The organism is Brevundimonas sp. 'scallop' (assembly GCF_011045535.1).
GTDB classification, from domain to species: Bacteria; Pseudomonadota; Alphaproteobacteria; order Caulobacterales; family Caulobacteraceae; genus Brevundimonas; species Brevundimonas vesicularis.
Genome location: NZ_CP039382.1, coordinates 1,693,895 through 1,715,012 on the forward strand (window position 1 = coordinate 1,693,895; position 21,118 = coordinate 1,715,012).

The window sequence follows — 21,118 nt, forward strand, 5'->3', positions numbered from 1 at the left end:
GCGGGGTTCGACGCGACCAGCGTCGAGATAATGCCTGACGGCGTGATCCGCATCTCAAAGGGCGGGGTGACCGTAGAGCCCGCCCTAAGTGCGTATGATCAGTGGAAGGCTAAGCGGGGTGCGCATTAAGCTGAAAGGGCTCAACGTCGTGCGCAAGACGCGCGCCGACGGAACGAAGGTCATCTACTACTACGCTTGGAAGGGCGGTCCGCGCATCGAGGGCGAGCTGGGCTCTGCCGAGTTTATGGAAAACTACAACGCGGCCCTCGCCGACCGTAGGCGCAAGCCGTCCGATACCCTCGTCGCCCTACTGGACGCCTATGAGTCTTCATCAGACTTCCGCAGTCTCGCCGAACGTACGCGCACAGATTACAAAAAGCATCTTCGAGCGATCGCCAGCGAGTTCGGCGACTTCCCTATCGCAGCGCTGAGCGACAAGCGCGTGCGGGGCGACTTCTTATCCTGGCGCGACCGCTTAGCGTTAGGCTCGCGACGTACAGCTGACTACCGGTTCACCGTCTTCGCGCGCGCTCTGTCTTGGTCCGTTGACCGGGGGCTTGCCCCTTTCAATCCATTGGAGCGACAAGGGCGCGTCTATCGTGCGACGCGACGGGATAATGTCTGGACCGACCATGATGAAGCGACCTTCCTGGCGCAGGCCCCTCGCCATCTTCAACTAGCGTTGCTTCTCGCGTTATGGACCGGGCAACGGCAGGGGGATCTGCTGCGGCTGAGCTGGAGCGACTATGATGGCGATGTCATTCGGCTCAAGCAGCGCAAAACAAGAGCGCGAGTGGCGATCCCTGTCGGCGCCCCTCTGAGGGCGGCCCTCGAGACGCTCGCCATCCATACGGGCGACAGCGAGACGATTTTGACCACCGAAGCGGGACGGGCTTGGACCGAATCTGGTTTCCGCGCTTCGTGGAGAAAGGCCTGCGCCAAAGCTGGGATCGCCGACGTCACGTTCCACGATCTGCGCGGAACGGCGGTCACCCGTCTAGCTATGGCGGGTTGCAACGAAGCTGAGATCGCTACGATCACGGGCCATAGCCTGCGAGACGTCGGTGCGATCCTCGATGGCCACTATCTCAAGCGCGATCATTCGCTCGCTGTGTCTGCGATCAAGAAGCTCGAAGCGAGAGCGGGCTTTCCAACTTTTTTCCCAACTAAGGCTGAGCGCACATAGTCGCTTCCCAATGGTGGGGGATTTTCTCTAGCAAAAACAAGGGGGACGATGGTGGGTGATGTAGGGTTCGAACCTACGACCCGCTGATTAAGAGTCAGCTGCTCTACCAACTGAGCTAATCACCCGACCGATCGTCTGCGTCTTCGGGGGCGAGGCCTTGCCGAAGGGCGCTCCTACTACCCAGCGGTTCGGGGGTTGGCAAGCGCTTTCGCAAACTTTCTGCGACGGAGTATGGTCCCCGTGGAATCAGCCGCGGCAAGCGGCGGGGGAGCGAACATCATGGCCTTCTGGAACCGGCGTCGATCGATCGACACCATGATGGCGCCGCACGACGGACCGCGGCTGAAGCCGACGTTGAGCTGGCCGCACCTGCTGGCCCTGGGCGTCGGGGCGATCGTCGGCACCGGCATTTTGACACTGATCGGGGTGGGGGCGGGGTTGGCGGGCCCGGCCGTGTTGATCAGCTTTGGCCTTGCGGGACTGGTCTGCGCCTGCGCGGCTCTGGCCTATGCCGAGCTGTCGACCATGATGCCGACGGCGGGCAGCGCCTACACCTATTCCTATGCGGTGCTGGGTGAGTTGATCGCCTGGATCGTGGGGTGGAGTCTGATCCTGGAATATTCGCTGGTCGTCAGCGCCGTGGCGGTGGGCTGGTCCGGCTATGCGGTCGGTTTCCTTAGCGGGCTGGGGATCGATTTGCCGACGGCGTTGGTCGCTGGGCCGCATGCGGGGGGCATCATAAACCTGCCGGCCGTTGCCATCATCGGAGTGGTGACGGGCCTGCTGCTCTTGGGCACCAAGGAGAGCGCGACGCTGAACGCGGTGCTGGTACTGATCAAGATCGCGGCCTTGGTGGTCTTCGTCGCCATCGCCCTGCCAGCGTTCAAGCCCGAGCATTTCACGCCCTTCATGCCCAACGGCTTCGGAGCCCCGTTCGTTCAGACGGGGGTGATGGCCGCGGCGGCGATCATCTTCTTCGCCTTCTATGGTTTCGACGCCATTTCGACGGCGGCGGAAGAGACCAAGAAGCCCGAACGTGACCTGGCCATCGGCATCGTCGGCTCCATGCTGATCTGTACGGCGCTGTATCTGGTCGTTGCGGCCGCAGCCATCGGCGCGCGACCTGTCGCGACCTTCGCCAGCAGCCCCGAGCCGCTGGCCCTGATTCTGCGTCAGATGGGGCAGGGGACGGCGGCCCAGTGGATCGCGGCGGCGGCGGTGATCGCGCTTCCGACCGTGCTGTTGGCCTTCCTGTTCGGGCAAAGCCGCATCTTCCTGGGCATGGCGCGCGATGGCCTGCTGCCGCGTCGCCTGGCCAAGGTATCGAGCCGGGGCGTGCCGGCGGTGGTGACTGTGTTCACCGCCATCGTCGTGGCGATTCTGGCGGGGTTGTTGCCGCTGGACGAACTGGCGTCGCTGGCCAACGCCGGGACGCTGGCGGCCTTCTGCTCGGTCGGGGTTTGCCTGATCGTGCTGCGCATCCGCGAGCCGGGTCGCAAGAGGGTGTTCAAGGCGCCGCTATGGCCGGTCGTTGGAGCGGTCAGCGTGATCGGATGTATCGTCTTCTTCCTGAGCCTGAAGCCGGTGACGCAGATCGGCTTCGTGGTCTGGAACGTGGTCGGCGTGGCGATCTATCTGCTGTGGTCCTCGCGGAACTCCCGCCTTGCCAAGGGTGAGGAGACGGCGGCCTGATGGCGTTGCGTGATCTGACGGGCGCCGTCGATTTCGCCGTGCTGAACGGCATGACGGGCGGGGACGACGCCGTCAATGAGGAGGTGTTGGGCCTGTTCGTCAATCAGGCCGGCCTGTGGTCCGTCATGCTGGATCCCAAGGTCGAGGGCTGGCGCGACGGGGTCCATACGATCCGAGGCGCGGCGGCGGGCATCGGCGCGCGAGACCTGGCGGCGATCTGCGCCGAGGCGGAAGCGGTGGATCAGAAGCTGGCCGCGCCGGCGGTTGAGCGGGTGCGCGATGCTCTGCAAGCGGCGCTGGCCGATGTCGCGGCCTATCGGCACGAACTGATGCTGCGCGGTCTCAAGGGCTGAGGCGAAGCGGATGAAATTGCACTGCACTCCGAAAACGCGTGCAAAATACAAGAAAGTGCAATTTCGGCAGGCGAGGCGCGTCGCGATGTCAAAGACCGGACGCCCATTATACGGCGCCCTGGAAGAGCGGCGGGGTGATTGACGCTGCTGCGATCTAATCGGTTCAAACTAGGCCGAACTTTTTTCGCGGATAGGATGGCAGGCGTGCGCCGTCCTAGCTGCGAGTCCGGTCGTAGGTGGCGAACTCGTGGGCGATGCAGCGGTCGATGAGCAGGCGCCAGACGGGTTCGGCGATGTCGGGCGACAGGTTGTGGGCCTCGGCCGAGACCAGCACCTTGGCGACCACGTCGTCGATGCGGGCCTGGTCGAAGACGGCGTCGCGGTCGGGCTTGATGCGGGCGGCGGCGTCCATGTAGCGCTGGCGCTCGGCCAGCAGGGCGACCAGAGCGCGGTCCAGGGCGTCGACGCCCTGACGGACTTCGGCCATCGACTGGCATTCGGCGGGATCGACGCGCGCATCGACGGCGACAAGAGCAGGCTTTGACATGGGCGTCGGGTTAGCGGGTCAGGCGGCCCAAGCCAAGGCCGTCAACCAACGAAGGCCCGCTCTAGCACATAGTCCGCCGGTTCGGCGTTGGAGCCTTCCTTCAGGCCATAGGTCTCCAGCAGTTCGCCGGCTTCCTTGATCATGGCCATGGAGCCGCACAGCATGGCGCGGTCGCGGGCGGGGTCGAACCCTTTGGGCAGGCCCAAATCGCGGAAGAAGTCGCCGGACTTGATGCGGTCGGTGATGCGGCCGGGCGTCTCGAAGTCCTCACGGGTGACGGTGGGGTAGTAGGTCAGTTGCGCCTGCGCCTCTTCCCCAATCAGGGGGTCGTCGTGGATCTCGCGGGTGAAGAAGTCGCGGTAGGCGAGGTCGGCGACGCTGCGGACCGTGTGGATCACATAGACATGGCCGAAGCGGGAATAGGTCTCTGGGTCGCGTGCGACGCTGAGCCAGGGCGCCAAACCCGTGCCGGTGCCGATCAGGAACAGGCGCTCGCCGCCGGTCAGGGCGTCCAGCACCAGAGTGCCGGTCGGCTTCTTGCCCATCAGGACGGTGTCGCCGGGCTGTATCTTCTGCAGGCGCGAGGTCAGGGGGCCGTCGGCGACCTTGATCGAGAAGAACTCCAGCTCCTCGGCCCAGCAGGGGCTGGCGATGGAATAGGCGCGCAGGACAGGCTTTCCCGGTACACCGTCTTTGGCTTCGCCGGGCAGGCCGATCATCACGAACTCGCCCGAGCGGAAGCGAAAATCCTCGGGTCGTTTGACGCCGAAGCTGAACAGGCTGTCGGTCCAGTGGCGCACCCACAGAACCTCCAGCTCGTTAAACGGACTGGCTTTCACGGGGGCGGGGGAGAGGGCGGCGTCTGTCATTGTGCGTCTCTCTAATCTGAGAACCCCTCGCAGGGAAGGACAAGCCTTTCAGCCGGCGACGACATTTCCTCGTGACGACTTGCAGAAGCACCGCTAGCGTCCCGACCCATGCGCACCCTTCTTCTCGCCTCGACCATCCTCCTGTCCGCCAGTTCGGCGCTTGCGCAGGAGACGCCCTCCAACATCCTGACGCCCGAGCGGGTGTTTTCCAGCCCCAGCCTGAACGGGCCGGTGGCCAAGGGGGTCAGCCTGTCGCCTGACGGCCAGTTGGTCGCCTTCCTGCGCTCGCGCGAGGACAATGTGGATGTGCAGGACCTGTGGGCCGCGCCGACGGGTGAGGGCGAACCCTACAAGCTGATCGACGCACGGGCGCTGGTTCCCGACGCCGGCGAACTGTCGGAGGCCGAAAAGGCCCGACGCGAGCGGATGCGGATCAGCGCGCGCGGCGTGGTCGAATATTCGTGGGACCAGCAGGGCCGCTACATCCTGGCGCCGCTGGAAGGCGACATTTTCCTGGCGAATCGCGTGGACGGCAAGGTGCGCCGCCTGACTGAGACGCCCGCCGACGAGATCGACGCCAAGGTGTCGCCGAAGGGCACCTACGTTTCCTATGTCCGGGATCAGAATCTGGTCGTCTATGATCTGGCGAGCGGCAAGGAGACGCCGATCACCGACGACGGCTCGGGTCTGATCACCTGGGCCACGGCCGAGTTCATCGCCCAAGAGGAGATGGATCGCGACACCGGATACTGGTGGAGCCCCGACGAGCGCTACATCGCCATGACGCGCGTGGACGAGAGCCCGGTCGATATCGTGCCGCGTTTCGAGATCACCGGCGGCGGCGCGACGATGGTGGAGCAACGCTATCCTCGCGCGGGCCGGCCCAATGCGGTGGTCGAACTTTATGTGCGCGACCTGCAGGGCGGGGGACGGGTCAAGGTGGACCTGGGATCCAATACCGACATCTATCTGGCGCGGGTGAACTGGTCCGGCGATGGCAAGACCCTGTATGTCCAGCGTCAGTCGCGCGACCAGAAGACTTTGGACCTGCTGAGCGTCGATCCGACGACCGGCGCGTCACGCGTGATCCTGAGCCAGAAGGCGCAGGCCTGGGTCGATCTGAACGACGACTTCCGCGTCCTGTCTGACGGCCGGTTCATCTGGTCCAATGAGGATTCAGGCTGGCGGCACCTGTATCTGTACGACCGCAACGGGCGTCGCCTGCGGGCCATCACGCGCGGCGACTATCCGGTCAAACATCTGGACGGCGTCAACGAACAGACCGGCGATGTTTATTTCACCGCCTCGATGCGCGACGGCAAGGAACTGCCGATCGAGCAGCAGATGTTCCGCGCCAACCTGAACCGCACGGTCGATCCGGTCGCGGTGACGCCGGGCGGTGGCTGGTGGACGGTGTCGGTGAACGGGCCGGCGACGGCCTATGTCGGCAACTATTCGGATCCGGCGACCCCGACGCAGTCGGCGCTTTATCGCATCGACGGCACGCGCGTGCGCTGGATCGAAGAGAACAAGCTCGACGCCACCCATCCGTTTGCCCCTTACGTCTCACGCCTGCGCACGCCCGAGTTCGGCACGATGCAGAGCCACGGCCAGAGCCTGGTGTGGCGCATGACCACGCCGCCCGACTTCGATCCGTCCAAGAAGTATCCGGTGGTGATGCAGGTCTATGGCGGCCCCGGCACCGGGGCGGGCGTGCAGAAGAGCTGGCAGCCGCTGACCAACCAACTGCTGACCGAGGCGGGCTACATCGTGTTCCGCGTCGACAATCGCGGCGAAGGCGACCGGTCGCAGGCGTTCGAGACCAGCATCTATCGCCGTCTGGGCATTCCGGCGGTCGAGGATCAGGCCCGGGCCGCGCAATGGCTGAAGACCCTGCCTTACGTCGATGCCGACCATATCGCGGTGATGGGCTGGAGCTTCGGCGGCTTCCTCAGCCTGCTGACACTGACGGACAAGGACGCCGGCCTGGCCTCGGCTCTGGCGGGCGCGGCGCCGACGGAATGGAGCCTGTACGACACTCACTATACCGAACGGTATATGTCCACGCCCCAGGCCAATCCGGAGGGCTATGCCGCCACCGACGTCCTGCCGCGGCTGGATGACATGACGGGGCGGCTGCTGCTGCTGCACGGCATGGCCGACGACAACGTCATCTTCGGCAATGCGACGCGCGTCATCGACGCCTTGCAGGCCAAGAGCGTGCCGTTCGAGATGATGCTCTATCCCGGCCAGCGGCACGGCGTCCGCGGCGATCCGAGGCAACTGCAACAATGGCGCACCTATCTCGACTTCCTGGACCGCACGATCGGCAAGCGGGCCGAACCCAAGGCCGATTGATTCCGGCGGCTGCGGTCGCGCTGGCCCTTGCGGGCTGCGCGACCGGGCAGGGCGCCTGTCCAACTGCATCCGCCGTGGTCGCGGCGGGGCGGGCGAACGACAGCGCCCATTCGGTGCTGGTCTGGACCGCGACATCACCCAGCCGGGGCGTGTCTGCGATTTCCGGCATGCCGATCCTTCTGAAGGACAATATCGAGACGGCGGACATGCCGACCACCGCCGGATCGTTGGCGCTGGCGAACAATGCGCCGGGACGCGACGCGCCGTTGGTCGCGCGACTGCGCGCCGCAGGAGCCGTGATCGTCGGCAAGACCAATCTGTCAGAATGGGCCAATATCCGCTCGTCGGACTCGATCAGCGGCTGGAGCGCTGTCGGCGGGCAGACGCTGAACCCCTATGATCCCATGCGCACGCCCTGTGGATCGTCGTCCGGCAGCGGGGCGGCGGTGGCGCTGGGGCTGACGCCCGTCGCCATCGGAACGGAGACGGACGGGTCGATCACCTGCCCGGCGTCGGTCAACGGCGTGGTCGGGTTCAAACCGACCGTGGGCTTGGTCCCGCGCACCCACATCGTGCCGATCAGCCATTCGCAGGACACGGCCGGACCGATGGCGACGACCGTCAGGGATGCGGCCAAGGTGCTGACCGTCATCGCCGGGTCCGATCCGGCCGATCCGGCCACGGTAGAGGCCGATGCGCGCAAGGTCGATTACGCCGCCAGGCTGGACGCGAACGCCGTGCGCGGTGCGCGGATCGGGGTGATGCGGTTTCTGAAAGGCTATTCGCCCGAAACTGAGGCGGTGTTCGAGCAGAACCTGAAGGCCCTGCGCGATGCCGGCGCCGTCCTGGTCGATCTGCCCGAGGGACCGGATGGTCGCGCCATCGGCGGGGCTGAGTTCAAGGTGCTGCTCTATGAGCTGAAGCACGATCTGAACGCCTATCTGGCCTCGACCGACCCGCAGCAGGTCCGCACCCGCACCCTGGCCGACGTCATCGCCTTCAACGCCGCCGAACCGCGCGAGACGGTGCTGTTCGGTCAGGACACCTTCGAGCGAGCCCAGGCGATGGGGGATTTGACGGACGCAGACTATCTGGAGGCGCGCGCGACGTCGCTTCGGCTGGCGGGTCCGGAGGGCATCGATCGACTGATGAAGGATAATAACGTGATCGCACTGATCGCGCCCACTACTTCACGGGCCTGGACCAACGATGCCAAGGACGACGACGATATGCAGGGATCGGCCAGCCGATTGGCCGCCGTCGCTGGCTATCCGCACCTGACCGTGCCGATGGGCTTTGATCGGGGAATGCCGGTGGGAATCAGCTTCCTCGGCGGGAAGTGGGACGATGCGCGCATCCTTTCGCTGGGTTACGCCTTCGAACAGGTGACCCAGGCCAGACGGCCGCCGCCTGGCGTTCGACGCTGACATCCCTTGGGGCGGCCGCTGAGAGTGCGGCATGTGCAGATTTAGCCTCAACGTCATGTCGACGATCGCGGCATGAGCGATCTTGTCGCCAATATCGTCGGCTCGGCGGCTGCGATCTGCTCGATCACCAGCTTCGCGCCTCAGGCGGTCAAGATTTGGAAGGAGCGCGACGCGTCGTCGGTCAGCTTGAAGACCTACTCCCTGACCGTGACCTGTTTCGTGCTGTGGGTCGTCTATGGCGTCATGACGCAGGCCTGGCCTGTCACGGTCGCCAACGCCTGCGCGCTGGTGATGGCGTCGGGCGTGCTGGTGATGAAATGGCGGTTCCGCGACGGCGATCCGGAGAAGTGATCAGACCTTTCCCCGACGTGATCTTGGCGCCCCCGCCGATGCGGGCTAACCCGTAGTTCACAACGTCCAACAGGGAGACGCCCCCAATGCCCGATCTCGCACAAGTCACCGAACACATCCGCGGCGCCGTCGGCGACAACTCCGGCCTCGGCAAGACCGTCAAGCTCGACCTCGGCGACGAGGGCAAGATCTACATCGACGGCGCTTCGACCCCCAATACGGTCACGAACGAGGACAAGCCCGCCGACGCCACCGTCTCGATGAAGTGGGATGACTTCATGGCTCTGTCGGAAGGCAAGCTGGACCCGATGATGGCCTTCATGCAGGGCAAGCTGAAGATCGCCGGCGACATGATGATCGCACAGAAGCTGGCTCCGCTGCTGAAGCGCTGATGCCGGTCTGAACGACCAGTTATGGCGGCGCGGCTCCCGACCAGGGGCCGCGCCGTTTTCGTATCGAGCGTCCGGCAGAGGCGCGAACGGGAAAGAGGAAACGACATGGACTTCAAACATTCCGACCGCGCCCTGGATTGGCACGCCCGCGTCCGTCGCTTCCTGGACGAGCAGGTGATCCCGCGCGAAGCTGAATATTTCGCCCAGGTGCGCGAAGATTCGAACCGTCAGCCGCCGGTCATGGAGACGATGAAGGCGGCCGCGAAAGAGGCCGGGCTGTGGAATATGTTCCTGCCCGGCGCCCATGAAGGTGAGAATGGGGGGGCGGGTCTGACCAATCTGGAATACGCGCCGCTGGCCGAGATGATGGGGCGGCATCTGTGGTCGGCCGAGGTGTTCAACTGCAACGCCCCCGACACCGGCAATATGGAGGTGCTCCATATGTACGGGAACGCCGAGCAGCAGGCGCGCTGGCTGAAGCCCCTGATGGCCGGCGAAATCCGTTCGGCCTTCCTGATGACCGAGCCTGAGGTCGCCTCGTCCGACGCCACCAACATCCAGACCCGGATCGAGCGGGACGGCGACCACTATGTCATTAACGGCCGCAAGTGGTGGTCAACCAACATGGGCCATCCGAACCTGGCCGTGACGATCGTCATGGGCAAGACTGACCCCGACGCCGCATCCCACGCCCAGCAGTCGCAGATCATCGTGCCGGCAAATACGCCTGGCTTCCGCGTCGAGCGGATGCTGTCGGTGTTCGGCTATGACGAAAAGCCGATCGGCCATGCCGAGGTCGTGTTGGAGAACGTCCGCGTGCCGGTCGAGAACCTGATCGCGGGCGAGGGCAGGGGCTTCGAGATCGCCCAAGGGCGGCTTGGCCCGGGCCGCATTCACCACTGCATGCGCACCATCGGTGCGGCCGAGCGGGCGCTGGAGCTGATGGTGACGCGGCTGCTGAACCGGACGGCGTTCAAGAAGCAGTTGGCGGAACACTCGGTCTGGGAACAGCGCGTCGCGGAGGCGCGCACCAACATCGAGATGTGTCGCCTGTTGGTGCTAAAGGCGGCTTGGATGATGGATCAGGCGGGAGCCAAGAACGCGCGCTCCGAGATCGCCCAGATCAAAGTCGCCGCGCCGAAGATGGCTTTGCAGATCATCGACGACGCCATTCAGGCGTTCGGCGGCGCCGGAGTCTCGGGCGACACGCCCCTAGCTGAGCTTTACGCGGGTGTCCGCACCTTGCGCATCGCCGACGGCCCGGACGAAGTCCATAATCGCACCATTGCGCGGTTGGAATACGCCAAACATGGCGGCCGCCCGATGCGCTGATATGTGATCCCGAACGCCAAGTGCTTGGGAACCTTGGTCTTGTTGGTGCGTTTGTTCGGCACTGACAAGGCGCTGGGGCTGGTGTCGGACGGGACAGCTGACATGAATGCGCGCTCCGAGCCCGACCCGCGGGTTGTGTCAGACGTGGCGCGGTTCAAGGCCGTTCGCGCGCGCATGATCGCTCTGGCTGAAGGTTTGTCTGCCGAGGATCTGTCAGTTCAGTCGATGGCGGATTGCAGCCCAGGGAAATGGCATCTGGCGCACACCAGCTGGTTTTTCGAGGCGATGATCCTGTCGTCCGATCCCGACTACCATCCTGTCGATCCGCGTTTTCAGCAGCTGTTCAACTCCTACTATGAGGCCTTAGGCGAGCGAGTCAGGCGGGACCAGCGCGGGCTGATGACCCGGCCGTCCGTCGATGAGGTCCTGGCTTATCGGCGCGAGATCGACCGCCGGATGATCGCCTGGCTGGCGCAGGGCGAGACCAGCGGCCATCAACGCTATCTGTTCGAGCTGGGGCTGCACCACGACCAGCAGCATCAGGAGCTTTTCCTGATGGATATGCTGAACCTGATGTCGCGCTCTCCGCTCGACCCCGCCGCCTATAAGATCGAGCCCAGAGCCGAGCCGCTTGAGATCAGGCGCGGCGGAACGGTAGCGTTTGACGGCGGTCTGGTGACGATCGGCCATGACCAATCGGGCTTCGCCTTCGACAATGAGGGGCCTGCGCACCGTGTCTGGCTGGAGCCGTTCACTCTAGCTGAGGACCTAGTGACGAACGGGGACTGGAACGCCTTCATCCAGGATGGCGGCTATTCGCGTTCCGACCTGTGGCTGTCGGACGGCTGGGCGACGGTCAAGGCTGAGGGCTGGAGCGCGCCGCTCTATTGGCGTTTGGAGGATGGCGACTGGACCGTGATGGGTCTGACGGGGCGTAAACCTCTCGATCCTGCTGCGCCGGTTCGCCACATCAGCTTTTATGAGGCCGACGCCTTTGCCCGTTGGGCCGGCAAGCGACTGCCGTCCGAGGCGGAATGGGAACATGCCGCCGCCTCTTCGCCTGATGCGTTCTCGAACCTGGCTGGCGAAGTGTGGCAGTGGACGTCCAGCGCCTATGCGCCCTATCCCGGTTTTCAGCCGACGCCGGGCACCGCCGCCGAATACAACGGCAAGTTCATGGCCAATCAGATGGTGCTGCGAGGCGGATCGTTAGCCACGCCGCCGGGCCATGACCGCATCACTTATCGCAACTTCTTCTATCCCCAACAGAGGTGGGCCTTCATGGGTTTGAGACTGGCTGAAGATCGGACCGTGGCGCGAGACGCCGCAGCGGACGACGCCCAAACCGCCGCCTTTCGAAAGGATATGATCGAAGGGCTGTCGCGTGCGCAAAAGGCCGTGCCGCCGAAGTGGTTCTATGACGCGGACGGGTCACGTTTGTTCGAAGACATCACCGTGCTGCCCGAATACTATCCGACCCGGCAGGAAATGGCGCTGTTGCGCGATCGCGCAGCAGAGTTGACGGCCGACTTTGGCCCCGACGCGGTGCTGGTCGAATTCGGATCCGGCGCCAGCGAGAAGACGCGGATTTTGTTAGACGCCGCCACCGACCTCGGCGCCTACGTTCCGCTCGACATCAGCGAGAGTGCTCTGATGGACGCCGCTATTCGCGTCCGTGCTGATTATCCAAACCTGCGCGTGCAGCCAGTTCTGGGCGACTTCGAACATCTGGCCCCGCTGCCCGACGATCTTCCGTCGGGGCGACGGATCGGCTTCTTCCCCGGCTCGACCATCGGCAATCTGCAACCGGATGAGGCCGAGCAATTCCTGGCGGCGGCGCGTCGGATGCTGGGAGAGGGGGCGTTGTTCATTCTGGGCGTCGATCTGGTCAAAGATCCTGCAATCCTGGTCGCCGCCTATGACGACAGCCAAGGCGTCACGGCGGCCTTCAATCGCAATGTTATGATCCGCGCCAATCACGAGTTGGATGCTGATTTCGATGTGGACGCCTTTGTTCACCGCGCCGTGTGGAACCCGGACGCCTCGCGAATGGAAATGCATCTGCAGGCGATTGCGCCGACGACCGCGCACGTCGGAGATCGGACATTCCGCTTCATGACCGGCGAGACGATCCACACAGAAAGCTCGCGCAAGTTCACGCCTGAATCGATCCAAGCCATGGCGGCCGCCTCCGGTTGGACGGTTGTCCGCATTGATACCTCTCCGGCGCCGAGCGTCGCCTTGGCGGTCCTGCGCGCCTGAGCCGAATGCGCGGCTGATCGCGGGCAAGAAAAAGGGCGGCGCATCGATCGATGGGCCGCCCTTGTTTGTATCGAGTTTCGCCGACTATTGCCCGTCGGCGGCGTCCGCGTCTTTCTTGGTGCCGTGCGACGCTTCTCCACCCTTGCGGCCCGCCTGTGCGGCGAGGCTGCGGTCTTGGGAGAAGCTGCGTTTTTCGCTGGGGACGCTTGCGCCCCCTTTGCGCGCGATTTCGCGCTGACGTTCGGGATCCATGGAGGCGAAACCTCGCTTGGAAACGCCGGAGGGGCGTGTGGGTTGGCTGTCCATCGTGTTCCTTTCAGTGCTGCCGTTGCGCTTGCTGAAGTGAACCCAGTGACTCGGTGACGGTTCCGTCGGGAACTCCGTTTTACTGTCGCGATCCTCAAGGGCTCGTGAGTTTGACTTTACCCAGCGCCGTAAGGCCGCGAATCACCTTCGCCGCCACCATCCGGTTCCATCGGCGGAACTTCATCGGGCGTGTCTGAAGGCTGTATTTCCGGCTGCTGCGCCGGCTCAGGCTGGATCTCGGGTTGCGGCGTGGTCGGAGTGGGTTCGATATAGGTCATGAGCGGCTCCTTGTGCGATCAACCAACGCACCCTGATCGCCAGCGTTCAAAAAGGAACCATGGGTCGCAACACCGGTTTGTTCAGCGAACCACGGAGATCGAGATGACCAACACCCCGATAAGCGCGACATCACCCGACGACATCGTCCTGGAGGACGATGATCTGACCCAACGTCTGGACCGACAGGCCGACGCAATTCTCGCCCAAGGCGAGGGCCGCAGCTTTGGCAAGACCACGTCGGTCCGTCAGGCCGTCAGAGAAGATGCGGGCCTGGTGCGTGAAAAGATTTCCGGACGCGTTCATCGCGTGCAGGAAGACATTCAGGACAATCCGATGAAGGCCACGCTCTATGCGTTGGGTATCGGCGTCATCATCGGCATGATCCTGCGCCGCTAAGCCACATGATCAGCAGGCTCAGGCAGGCCCCGACGGCTCACGCTGGATCGGGGCCTGTCGCATTGCGGCGTCAGACACGAACGGATTGGTCCGTCGCTCTTCACCAAAGGTGGAGATCGGCCCGTGGCCCGGCACAAAGGTGACGTCGTCGCCCAGCGGCCAGAGCTTTTCGATCACGGAGCGGATCAGTGCGGGCGGATCGCTCATCGGGAAGTCGGTGCGACCGACCGAACCCTTGAACAGAACGTCGCCGACCTGAGCGAATCGCGCCGCGCGATTGAAGAAGATGACGTGCCCGGGCGTATGGCCGGGGCAGTGACGCACCTCCCAGATCGTTTCCCCCAACGATACCGTGTCGCCATCCTCCAGCCAACGGTCGGGCGTGAAGGGGCGAGCGTCGGGCAGGCCGTACATCCGGCCGCTCTCCACGATTCGGTCGATCCAGAACTGGTCGGCCTTCTGAGGGCCGGTGATCTGGACGCCAGTCTTTTCCTGCATTTCGGCTGCCCCGCCAGCATGATCCAGATGGCCGTGGGTGATCCAGATCTGATCCAGCGTCAGGCCGCGCCGCGTGACCTCGCCCAGGACCGCATCGACCGAGCCGCCCGGATCGATCACGGCGGCCTTGTTGGTGGCGGTGCACCAGACGGTCGTGCAGTTCTGTTGAAGCGGGGTGACGGGCGTGACGAAGACGCCGATGGGGGAGGCGGGTTGGCTCATTTGGTCAACATAGCCACGCGGAGGCCGCGAAACCACCGGCTCTGACCACGCCCGCGTTGACCTTTCGGGCCCTTCTCGACATAAGGGCGGGCTTCGAGGCGCCGCTCCACACGGGGCGGCCTTCTTGCTTTATCCATTCCGCGCCGGCCGTCTCGATGGCTCATGCGCCCCAGAGCGTCAGAATCCCGACCATGCAAGTCGTCGAAAAGTCGAACGAAGGCCTCAGCCGCGTGATCGCGGTCACCATTCCCGTCGCGGAGCTGAACGAAAAGCTCGAAGCCCGCGTCAAGGAAGTCGCCCCGCAGGTGAAGCTGAAGGGCTTCCGTCCAGGCAAGGTGCCGGTCGCCCACGTCAAGAAGACCTTCGGCCGTGAGTTCATGGGCGAGATCATCAACGCCGAGCTGAACGAAACCAGCCAGAAGGCGCTCGATGAGGCCAAGATCCGTCCCGCCGCGCCGGCCGAGATGAAGCTGACCTCGGACATGGACAAGGTCATCGCTGGTCAGGAAGACCTGGCCTATGAAATGTCGCTGGAAATCATGCCGGACTTCGAGCCGGTCGATCCCAAGACCCTGAAGCTGGAGCGCCCGACCTATGAAGCGTCTGACGCCGATCTGGACGAGGCCCTGACGGAACTGGCCGGTCAGGCCAAGACCTACGAAGACAAGAAGGGCAAGACCGTCAAGGCCGCCGAGGGCGACCAGCTGACGATCGACTTCCTGGGCAAGCTGGACGGCGAGCCCTTCGAGGGCGGCGCCGCCGAGGACGCGGACCTGGTGATCGGCTCGGGCCGCTTCATCCCCGGTTTCGAAGAGCAACTGACGGGCGCCAAGGTCGGCGAAGAGAAGACCATCGAGGTCACCTTCCCCGAGAACTATCAAGCCGCTCATCTGGCCGGCAAGAAGGCCACCTTCGACATCAAGGTGAAGGCCATCAAGGCGGAAGCCGAATCCAAGATCGACGACGATTTCGCCACCCGCATCGGTCTGGAGTCGCTGGACAAGCTGAAGGAACTGCTGAAGTCCAACCTGGACCAGCAGTACGCCGGCGCGGCCCGTTTCAAGCTGAAGCGCGCTCTGCTGGACCAGCTGGATGAGGCCCACGACTTCCCGCTGCCGCCGAAGATGGTGGACGCCGACTTCGACGGCATCTGGCAGCAGGTCGAGGCTGACAAGACCGCTGGTCGTCTGCCGGAAGAAGACGCCGCCAAGTCGGACGAAGACCTGAAGGCTGAATACCGCAAGATCGCCGAACGCCGTGTGCGTCTGGGCCTGGTGCTGGCCGAAATCGGTCGCGCCAACAACGTCCAGGTCACCGACCAGGAACTGAACGCCGCCATCCTGCAGGAAGCCCGCAACTATCCGGGCCAGGAACAGGCCGTCCTGAACTTCTACCGCCAGAACCCCAACGCCGCCGCCCAGATGCGCGCGCCCATCTATGAAGAGAAGGTCGTCGACCTGATCGTGGGCGTCGCCGACGTGACCGACAAACCGATCACGAAGGAAGAGCTGCTGAAGGAAGACGAGGACGAGGGCTGATTTTCCGCTCGATTACGCGACCGTAACTGGCGGTTGTGGTGTCTGGATTGTAGGTCGAATGGGTCCGCAGTGCGGGCCCATTTTGCTTTTCAGGTATGTCCTCAATGTCTTTTTCCGCTGTCACTCTGGCCGCCCTCATCACCGCAGGCGCGCAGGCGCAGGATCCGGGACAGCCGCCCCCGACAGATCTGGAGGAGATCACGGTCGAGGGTCAGTCGCCGCGGCAGGCTGCGCGCCAGTTTGTCCAGCGCGTCGCGACCGCGCCCGCCGGTGCGCGGCTTGGACGGTGGAATACGCCGCTGTGCGTCAGCGTCGCCGGATTGAAGGCGCCCTACGGTCAGATGCTTGCCGATCGCATCGGCGAAATCGCTCATGACCTTGAAATTCGAGTGGGCGAGCCTGGCTGCTCGGCCAATGTGCTCATCATCGCCACAGAGGATGGTCCCAGCGTCGCATCGGCGCTGGTGGAAGGTTGGCGTCTTCGCTTCCGTCCTCCGATCGACAACACCAACATGGGTTTGGCGGCGCTGGAACGGTTCAAAACCAGTAATGCGCCGGTGCGATGGTGGCACATTTCCCTGCCAGTCTCAGCAGACACGGGTCAACTGGCGGCCCGTGTCTCCGGTGGAGAGCCCCCTTGGATTGCATCGCGCAACGTCAGCCGCATGAGGTCGCCACTGCGTTACGACCTGAACTCTGCGACCGTCGTTATTGATATGACCAAGGCCACTGGCGTGCTTTTGCCGGCTTTGATGGACTACGCAGCGATGGTCGTCCTGGCCCAGGTCGATCCCCGCGCCGACTACTCCGATCAGCCCACTGTGCTGAATTTATTTGGTGATCCCCAGAACGTGACCGGCCTCACGGACTGGGATCGCGCCTATCTGCAAGCACTATATGAAGCGGAGCCCGATCGCGCATCCGCTGCTGCGCAGGAGGCGGCGGTCGCGGAACGACTACAGAAAGGGCGTCGTGCAGCGGCGAACCAGCAAGACGCGCAGTCCGATTGAACCCGGCGTCTTGCGCAGGGTGTCATCGAACGCGATATGCAGCATAACCGGCTGACGACGCTGAATCGTCGCCACTGCATCCGAGAAGGCTAAATGCGCGATCCGATCGAACTGATGAACATGAACCTGGTGCCGATGGTGGTGGAGCAATCCAGCCGCGGCGAGCGCTCCTTCGACATCTTCTCGCGTCTGCTGCGCGAGCGGATCATCTTCCTGACGGGACCGTTCGAGGACGGTATGGCGTCGCTGATCTGCGCCCAGCTGCTATTCCTTGAATCGGAGAACCCGAAGAAGGAGATCAGCATGTATATCAACAGCCCCGGCGGTCAGGTGACCTCGGCGCTCGCGATCTATGACACCATGCAATACATCAAGAGCCCGGTTTCGACCGTGGTGATGGGTATGGCGGCTTCGGCTGGCTCGCTGATCCTGACGGCGGGCGCTGCAGGTCAGCGCATCGCCCTGCCGAATGCCCGCGTCATGGTGCACCAGCCCTCAGGCGGGTTCCGGGGTCAGGCGTCGGACATCGAACTGCATGCCGCCGACATCCGTTACACCAAGCGTCGTCTGAACGAGATTTACGTCCATCACACCGGCCGCACGTATGAGGAGGTCGAAAAGACGCTGGACCGCGACCACTTCATGTCGGCCGAGGAAGCCAAGGCCTGGGGCATCGTGGACCACGTCTATGATCGCCGCGAACAGGCTGACGCCGACGGCGTGAAGACGCCCGGCAACTAAGACAGCTGTCGAAAGACGAAAGGGCGCGCCCGTTGCGGCGCGCCCTTTTCATTTTGTGCTATCGGAACCGCCATGCAGTTTACACGAGATCAAAGCGGCACGGTCGATGTCGATGGCGAAAGCTACGTCTGGGAGCTTCGTCGCCAACCTCAGCCCAAGGGCGGCAACGTCTGGGAGGGCATGGCTGTGTCCCTTCGCCACGCGGACTTCAAGCGTGAAGCGATTGTACAGTTTCCGCCGCCGCTTCGGCCCAACGGACGACCCGATGTGGAAAAGCAGCGCGTCAACGTCGACGCTGTCCGCACCGCTATTGCCTCGGCGATCGAGGCCGGCTGGGATCCGGCCTCGCGCGGCAAGGCGATGGTGTTCGATGTGGACGCCGACGGCAACTGAGCCTCAGGGCTTTTGGCGGAAGATCCTGAAGCCGGGCTGCTCGGCCATCGCCAGCATCTCGGTGTCACCCGAGGTGTCGCCATAGGCGGCCGTCAGGGTCATGTTGTCGCCATAGGCCGCCTTCAACCGCCGCACCTTTTCCTGACCCCGACAATTCGGACCGGCGAAGTCGCCGTTGATCCGGTCATCGGCGTCGAAGACGAACTCGGTGCCCAGCAGGGCCTCGGCGCCAAGCTTTCGGGCGAATGGCGCGACGGTCGTCGTGGGCGACGCGGTCACGATGACGCGATGCGCGCCGCGTCGGCCCCAGTCGTTCCACACCTCAAGCGCATCGGGGCGCATGAACCGCGGCCAGATCTCTTCGGCGAAGGCTGCGGCTTCCGCCTCCAGCGTCTGGCGGTTCACGCCGCGCAGGAACTCCCTGACCGAGGCCGCCTTGATCCGGCCCCGGTCGCGATCCTTGGCATAGGCGGCGAGCGCTGGGGCGAGCTTGACCAGCCCCAGCGCCCAAGCGCCCGGATCGGCGCGCCAGCGCAGGAACTCGGTGAAGCTGTCGCGAATCGTCAGCGTGCCGTCGAAATCGAAGGCGACGATGGCGCGTCCATTCATCGTGGACTGGCGTAAATCCTGCACAATACCCATGTCAGACATTCGCCTTGATCCCCGTCGACACTGATCCGTCCACGCACTGCAACAATCCCTTGCCGCCTTCGGGGTTGTTCCGGAACGTGTGATGGGTGATTGTCATTTTTTGAAGACCTTCGCATCCAGAGTGCTGGAATCAATGTGAGGGAAGCGCGTTTCGGGCCATTTCGGTCCGCCCCGCGGGAGTGAGATAAGGGTCTATGACCAAAGCAGCCGGCACCGACGCCAAAAGCACCCTCTACTGCTCGTTCTGCGGAAAGAGCCAGCACGAGGTCCGCAAGCTCATCGCGGGCCCGACCGTCTTCATCTGCGATGAATGCGTCGAACTGTGCATGGACATCATCCGCGAAGAGCACAAGATCGGCTTCAAGAAGACGACCGACGGCGTGCCCACGCCCAAGGAAATCCGCGACGTGTTGGACGACTATGTCATCGGCCAGGCGCACGCCAAGAAGGTGCTCTCGGTCGCCGTCCACAACCACTACAAGCGCCTGAACCACGCGACAAAGAACAACGACGTCGAACTGGCCAAGTCGAACATCATGCTGATTGGGCCGACCGGCTCGGGCAAGACGCTGCTGGCCCAGACGCTGGCGCGCATCATCGACGTGCCCTTCACCATGGCCGACGCCACGACCCTGACCGAGGCCGGTTATGTGGGTGAGGATGTCGAGAACATCATCCTGAAGCTGCTTCAGGCGTCGGACTACAACGTCGAGCGGGCTCAGCGCGGCATCGTCTATATCGACGAAATCGACAAGATCTCGCGCAAGTCGGACAACCCGTCGATTACCCGCGACGTGTCGGGCGAAGGCGTGCAGCAGGCCCTGCTGAAGATCATGGAAGGCACGGTCGCCTCCGTGCCGCCGCAAGGCGGTCGCAAGCATCCGCAGCAGGAGTTCCTGCAGGTCGACACCGCCAACATCCTGTTTATCGTCGGCGGCGCCTTCGCTGGGTTGGAGAAGGTCATCTCGGCGCGCGGGGCAGGGGCTTCGATCGGCTTCGGCGCCCAGGTCAAGGAGATCGACGAACGTCGCACGGGCGACATCCTGAAGGGTGTCGAGCCTGACGACCTGATGCGGTTCGGTCTGATCCCCGAGTTCATCGGCCGTCTGCCGGTGCTGGCGACGCTGGAAGACCTGGACGAGACGGCGCTGGTCACCATTCTGACCGAGCCGAAGAACGCCCTGGTCAAACAGTACAAGCGCCTGTTCGAGATGGAGAATGTCGAACTGACCTTCACCGACGACGCCCTGATCGCCGTCGCCAAGAAGGCCATCACCCGCAAGACCGGGGCACGCGGCCTGCGCTCGATCCTGGAAGGCATTTTGCTGGAGACCATGTTCGAGCTGCCGACCTTCGAAGGCGTCGAGGAAGTCGTCGTCAACGCCGAGGTCATCGACGGCAAGGCTCAACCCCTGCTGATCTACTCGGAAGCCTCCAAGAAAAAGGCCGACGGCGCCGCCTGAGCCGACAAAAAAATCCTGAAATGACGAAGGCCGGAGCGATCTCGCTCCGGCCTTTTTCGTGAGTTCAAGGCGTCAAACGAACTCGGTCAGCATCAGGACATGCCCCGGGTGCGCCTCGGCCTCGGCTCTGGCGCAGCGGACGGCGCTTTTGGCGTCGGTGAAGACGCCTTCGAACAGGCCGTCGCTTGATGTGATGCGCCAGCGATCGCCGACAGGCCGGATCGTCAGGGTTTCGACGGCGGGTGGTGAGGCAAGGGGCGTAATCATTATGTGAAGCGGTGTTGGTCGCGGTTCAGGCGGTCGGCCTCGGCCTGAAGTCGGGCGGCGAGACGTTCGGCCGAGATGCGATCGGGCAGGGGGCGGGTGCAGGCATTGTTGAGCGCCACGGCCCAACCGCAGGCGCGAGGCACGACCCTGTATCGTCTGGGAGGGGCGGCGCGTGTCACGCCGCCCTCGACATGGCCCTGCATCATCGCGCGCGGCCCTTGCGGATCGGGGCGCCGAACAGGGCGCCGATGAAGGTCATCGCCATCTGAAGGGTTGTCGGCGCCGGGGCGGGACGTTTCAGGGTCTCGGCCAGCAGGTGGGAACGGCTCATTGTCATCTCCTTGGAGCCGCAGAAGACGCCCGATCCCCGTAAAGCGGCCATGTCGAAAGCGTCGCCGGGCGTAATGCGGACCTAAAGCGGTGCGATCGGCGGCCTTGTCGCCACGCAGATGTGGGCCGTTCCGCGGTCACGCTTGAACCGCGGGTCTTTCAAACCACATACTCATCCGAACGCCGTCGGAATCGACGGGCCGTCATGCGCCGGTCGGGCCTCTTGCCCGGCGGACCCTGACGGCGGGCCGGAGA

General features: G+C 64.0%; 24 protein-coding genes and 1 tRNA gene. 15 read left to right on the forward strand and 10 right to left on the reverse strand.

Annotation, left to right across the window (positions count from 1 at the left end):
• The first annotated feature begins 118 nt into the window (after positions 1-118).
• Positions 119-1,186 (forward strand): tyrosine-type recombinase/integrase, encoded by a 1,068-nt coding sequence (locus E4341_RS08370; RefSeq protein ID WP_165116572.1) that lies wholly within the window; start codon positions 119-121, stop codon positions 1,184-1,186.
• A gap of 49 nt (positions 1,187-1,235) precedes the next feature.
• Here the strand turns inward: E4341_RS08370 and E4341_RS08375 are convergent.
• Positions 1,236-1,311: transfer RNA gene (locus E4341_RS08375), tRNA-Lys, on the reverse strand.
• A 154-nt stretch (positions 1,312-1,465) separates the two neighbouring features.
• On the opposite strand from E4341_RS08375, the gene E4341_RS08380 reads away from it, so the two are divergent.
• Both E4341_RS08380 and E4341_RS08385 read left to right on the forward strand, forming a co-directional pair.
• Positions 1,466-2,878 carry an amino acid permease gene (locus tag E4341_RS08380; RefSeq protein WP_165116574.1) on the forward strand — a complete coding sequence of 471 codons (1,413 nt, stop codon included), beginning with the start codon at positions 1,466-1,468 and terminating at the stop codon, positions 2,876-2,878.
• Positions 2,878-3,231, forward strand: coding sequence for an Hpt domain-containing protein (locus E4341_RS08385; protein ID WP_055809052.1), 354 nt, complete (start codon positions 2,878-2,880; stop codon positions 3,229-3,231). Before E4341_RS08380 ends, E4341_RS08385 begins: the two co-directional genes overlap by 1 nt.
• Positions 3,232-3,445: 214 nt before the next feature.
• Here E4341_RS08385 and E4341_RS08390 read toward each other — a convergent pair whose 3' ends face one another.
• Together E4341_RS08390 and E4341_RS08395 are read right to left on the reverse strand one after the other, a co-directional pair.
• On the reverse strand, positions 3,446-3,778 hold the full coding sequence (locus tag E4341_RS08390; protein WP_055809054.1) for a chorismate mutase: 333 nt from the start codon (positions 3,776-3,778) through the stop codon (positions 3,446-3,448).
• 41 nt (positions 3,779-3,819) lie between these two features.
• On the reverse strand, positions 3,820-4,647 hold the full coding sequence (locus E4341_RS08395; RefSeq protein ID WP_165116576.1) for a ferredoxin--NADP reductase: 828 nt from the start codon (positions 4,645-4,647) through the stop codon (positions 3,820-3,822).
• Between the two features lie 108 nt (positions 4,648-4,755).
• On the opposite strand from E4341_RS08395, the gene E4341_RS08400 reads away from it, so the two are divergent.
• From E4341_RS08400 to egtB, 6 genes are all read left to right on the forward strand, one after another.
• Positions 4,756-7,005 (forward strand): S9 family peptidase, encoded by a 2,250-nt coding sequence (locus tag E4341_RS08400; RefSeq protein WP_165116578.1) that lies wholly within the window; start codon positions 4,756-4,758, stop codon positions 7,003-7,005.
• Complete coding sequence (locus E4341_RS08405) at positions 6,939-8,432, forward strand: amidase (RefSeq protein ID WP_165116580.1); 1,494 nt, start codon at positions 6,939-6,941, stop codon at positions 8,430-8,432. The genes E4341_RS08400 and E4341_RS08405 overlap by 67 nt, the downstream gene beginning before the upstream one ends.
• A gap of 72 nt (positions 8,433-8,504) precedes the next feature.
• Positions 8,505-8,783, forward strand: coding sequence for a SemiSWEET family sugar transporter (locus E4341_RS08410; protein WP_165116582.1), 279 nt, complete (start codon positions 8,505-8,507; stop codon positions 8,781-8,783).
• Between the two features lie 86 nt (positions 8,784-8,869).
• Positions 8,870-9,175 (forward strand): SCP2 sterol-binding domain-containing protein, encoded by a 306-nt coding sequence (locus E4341_RS08415; RefSeq protein WP_017506191.1) that lies wholly within the window; start codon positions 8,870-8,872, stop codon positions 9,173-9,175.
• Positions 9,176-9,280: 105 nt separating this feature from the next.
• Positions 9,281-10,507, forward strand: coding sequence for an acyl-CoA dehydrogenase family protein (locus E4341_RS08420; protein ID WP_165116584.1), 1,227 nt, complete (start codon positions 9,281-9,283; stop codon positions 10,505-10,507).
• 102 nt (positions 10,508-10,609) lie between these two features.
• Positions 10,610-12,769 carry an ergothioneine biosynthesis protein EgtB gene (egtB, locus tag E4341_RS08425; RefSeq protein ID WP_165118653.1) on the forward strand — a complete coding sequence of 720 codons (2,160 nt, stop codon included), beginning with the start codon at positions 10,610-10,612 and terminating at the stop codon, positions 12,767-12,769.
• Positions 12,770-12,853: 84 nt separating this feature from the next.
• Here the strand turns inward: egtB and E4341_RS08430 are convergent, their stop codons facing one another.
• Entirely contained in the window at positions 12,854-13,075 is a 222-nt protein-coding gene (locus tag E4341_RS08430) for a general stress protein (protein WP_039243609.1), read from the reverse strand.
• A 116-nt stretch (positions 13,076-13,191) separates the two neighbouring features.
• On the reverse strand, positions 13,192-13,353 hold the full coding sequence (locus E4341_RS08435; RefSeq protein ID WP_017506186.1) for a hypothetical protein: 162 nt from the start codon (positions 13,351-13,353) through the stop codon (positions 13,192-13,194).
• Here E4341_RS08435 and E4341_RS08440 point away from each other — a divergent pair.
• Positions 13,352-13,750 carry a hypothetical protein gene (locus tag E4341_RS08440; protein ID WP_205751255.1) on the forward strand — a complete coding sequence of 133 codons (399 nt, stop codon included), beginning with the start codon at positions 13,352-13,354 and terminating at the stop codon, positions 13,748-13,750. The two genes, E4341_RS08435 and E4341_RS08440, sit on opposite strands and share 2 nt — an antisense overlap.
• 18 nt (positions 13,751-13,768) lie before the next feature.
• On the opposite strand, the gene E4341_RS08445 is transcribed toward E4341_RS08440, so the two are convergent.
• Positions 13,769-14,470 (reverse strand): MBL fold metallo-hydrolase, encoded by a 702-nt coding sequence (locus E4341_RS08445; protein WP_165116586.1) that lies wholly within the window; start codon positions 14,468-14,470, stop codon positions 13,769-13,771.
• 191 nt (positions 14,471-14,661) lie between these two features.
• Here E4341_RS08445 and tig point away from each other — a divergent pair, with 191 nt between their 5' ends.
• The 4 genes from tig to E4341_RS08465 all read left to right on the forward strand — a co-directional run bounded on the left by tig (position 14,662) and on the right by E4341_RS08465 (position 18,152).
• The gene (gene tig, locus E4341_RS08450) at positions 14,662-16,008 is read left to right on the forward strand and encodes a trigger factor (RefSeq protein WP_165116588.1); all 1,347 of its coding nucleotides are present in this window, start codon (positions 14,662-14,664) and stop codon (positions 16,006-16,008) included.
• Between the two features lie 104 nt (positions 16,009-16,112).
• Positions 16,113-17,018, forward strand: coding sequence for a hypothetical protein (locus tag E4341_RS08455; protein WP_165116591.1), 906 nt, complete (start codon positions 16,113-16,115; stop codon positions 17,016-17,018).
• A gap of 93 nt (positions 17,019-17,111) precedes the next feature.
• Positions 17,112-17,759 carry an ATP-dependent Clp protease proteolytic subunit gene (locus E4341_RS08460; protein ID WP_017506180.1) on the forward strand — a complete coding sequence of 216 codons (648 nt, stop codon included), beginning with the start codon at positions 17,112-17,114 and terminating at the stop codon, positions 17,757-17,759.
• A gap of 72 nt (positions 17,760-17,831) precedes the next feature.
• Positions 17,832-18,152: a hypothetical protein gene (locus E4341_RS08465; RefSeq protein WP_066625462.1), complete on the forward strand. Its 321-nt coding sequence runs from the start codon at positions 17,832-17,834 to the stop codon at positions 18,150-18,152.
• Positions 18,153-18,155: 3 nt separating this feature from the next.
• Here E4341_RS08465 and E4341_RS08470 read toward each other — a convergent pair whose 3' ends face one another.
• Positions 18,156-18,803, reverse strand: a complete 648-nt coding sequence (locus E4341_RS08470; protein ID WP_205751256.1) for an HAD-IB family hydrolase — start codon at positions 18,801-18,803, stop codon at positions 18,156-18,158.
• Positions 18,804-18,997: 194 nt separating this feature from the next.
• On the opposite strand from E4341_RS08470, the gene clpX reads away from it, so the two are divergent.
• The gene (gene clpX, locus E4341_RS08475) at positions 18,998-20,266 is read left to right on the forward strand and encodes an ATP-dependent Clp protease ATP-binding subunit ClpX (protein ID WP_055755232.1); all 1,269 of its coding nucleotides are present in this window, start codon (positions 18,998-19,000) and stop codon (positions 20,264-20,266) included.
• A 72-nt stretch (positions 20,267-20,338) separates the two neighbouring features.
• On the opposite strand, the gene E4341_RS08480 is transcribed toward clpX, so the two are convergent.
• Genes E4341_RS08480 through E4341_RS15675 form a run of 3 tightly spaced genes read right to left on the reverse strand, consistent with a single transcriptional unit; the run spans position 20,339 to position 20,864 of the window.
• Positions 20,339-20,533 carry a hypothetical protein gene (locus tag E4341_RS08480; RefSeq protein ID WP_165116593.1) on the reverse strand — a complete coding sequence of 65 codons (195 nt, stop codon included), beginning with the start codon at positions 20,531-20,533 and terminating at the stop codon, positions 20,339-20,341.
• Positions 20,533-20,676, reverse strand: coding sequence for a hypothetical protein (locus E4341_RS08485; protein WP_165116595.1), 144 nt, complete (start codon positions 20,674-20,676; stop codon positions 20,533-20,535). The genes E4341_RS08480 and E4341_RS08485 overlap by 1 nt, the downstream gene beginning before the upstream one ends.
• A 59-nt stretch (positions 20,677-20,735) precedes the next feature.
• Positions 20,736-20,864 (reverse strand): hypothetical protein, encoded by a 129-nt coding sequence (locus E4341_RS15675; protein ID WP_255353885.1) that lies wholly within the window; start codon positions 20,862-20,864, stop codon positions 20,736-20,738.
• Positions 20,865-21,118 lie beyond the last annotated feature (254 nt).

Coding starts and splice junctions, on each gene's coding strand:
- E4341_RS08440 (WP_205751255.1), top strand. CDS start 13,352: ATGAGCGGCTCCTTGTGCGATCAACCAACGCACCCTGATCGCCAGCGT.
- E4341_RS08410 (WP_165116582.1), top strand. CDS start 8,505: ATGAGCGATCTTGTCGCCAATATCGTCGGCTCGGCGGCTGCGATCTGC.
- E4341_RS08435 (WP_017506186.1), bottom strand. CDS start 13,353: ATGACCTATATCGAACCCACTCCGACCACGCCGCAACCCGAGATCCAG.
- E4341_RS08420 (WP_165116584.1), top strand. CDS start 9,281: ATGGACTTCAAACATTCCGACCGCGCCCTGGATTGGCACGCCCGCGTC.
- E4341_RS08415 (WP_017506191.1), top strand. CDS start 8,870: ATGCCCGATCTCGCACAAGTCACCGAACACATCCGCGGCGCCGTCGGC.
- E4341_RS08480 (WP_165116593.1), bottom strand. CDS start 20,533: ATGATTACGCCCCTTGCCTCACCACCCGCCGTCGAAACCCTGACGATC.
- E4341_RS15675 (WP_255353885.1), bottom strand. CDS start 20,864: ATGAGCCGTTCCCACCTGCTGGCCGAGACCCTGAAACGTCCCGCCCCG.
- E4341_RS08430 (WP_039243609.1), bottom strand. CDS start 13,075: ATGGACAGCCAACCCACACGCCCCTCCGGCGTTTCCAAGCGAGGTTTC.
- tig (WP_165116588.1), top strand. CDS start 14,662: ATGCAAGTCGTCGAAAAGTCGAACGAAGGCCTCAGCCGCGTGATCGCG.
- E4341_RS08390 (WP_055809054.1), bottom strand. CDS start 3,778: ATGTCAAAGCCTGCTCTTGTCGCCGTCGATGCGCGCGTCGATCCCGCC.
- E4341_RS08385 (WP_055809052.1), top strand. CDS start 2,878: ATGGCGTTGCGTGATCTGACGGGCGCCGTCGATTTCGCCGTGCTGAAC.
- E4341_RS08460 (WP_017506180.1), top strand. CDS start 17,112: ATGCGCGATCCGATCGAACTGATGAACATGAACCTGGTGCCGATGGTG.
- E4341_RS08465 (WP_066625462.1), top strand. CDS start 17,832: ATGCAGTTTACACGAGATCAAAGCGGCACGGTCGATGTCGATGGCGAA.
- E4341_RS08445 (WP_165116586.1), bottom strand. CDS start 14,470: ATGAGCCAACCCGCCTCCCCCATCGGCGTCTTCGTCACGCCCGTCACC.
- E4341_RS08405 (WP_165116580.1), top strand. CDS start 6,939: ATGGCGCACCTATCTCGACTTCCTGGACCGCACGATCGGCAAGCGGGC.
- E4341_RS08470 (WP_205751256.1), bottom strand. CDS start 18,803: ATGTCTGACATGGGTATTGTGCAGGATTTACGCCAGTCCACGATGAAT.
- E4341_RS08395 (WP_165116576.1), bottom strand. CDS start 4,647: ATGACAGACGCCGCCCTCTCCCCCGCCCCCGTGAAAGCCAGTCCGTTT.
- E4341_RS08400 (WP_165116578.1), top strand. CDS start 4,756: ATGCGCACCCTTCTTCTCGCCTCGACCATCCTCCTGTCCGCCAGTTCG.
- E4341_RS08455 (WP_165116591.1), top strand. CDS start 16,113: ATGTCTTTTTCCGCTGTCACTCTGGCCGCCCTCATCACCGCAGGCGCG.
- egtB (WP_165118653.1), top strand. CDS start 10,610: ATGAATGCGCGCTCCGAGCCCGACCCGCGGGTTGTGTCAGACGTGGCG.
- clpX (WP_055755232.1), top strand. CDS start 18,998: ATGACCAAAGCAGCCGGCACCGACGCCAAAAGCACCCTCTACTGCTCG.
- E4341_RS08380 (WP_165116574.1), top strand. CDS start 1,466: ATGGCCTTCTGGAACCGGCGTCGATCGATCGACACCATGATGGCGCCG.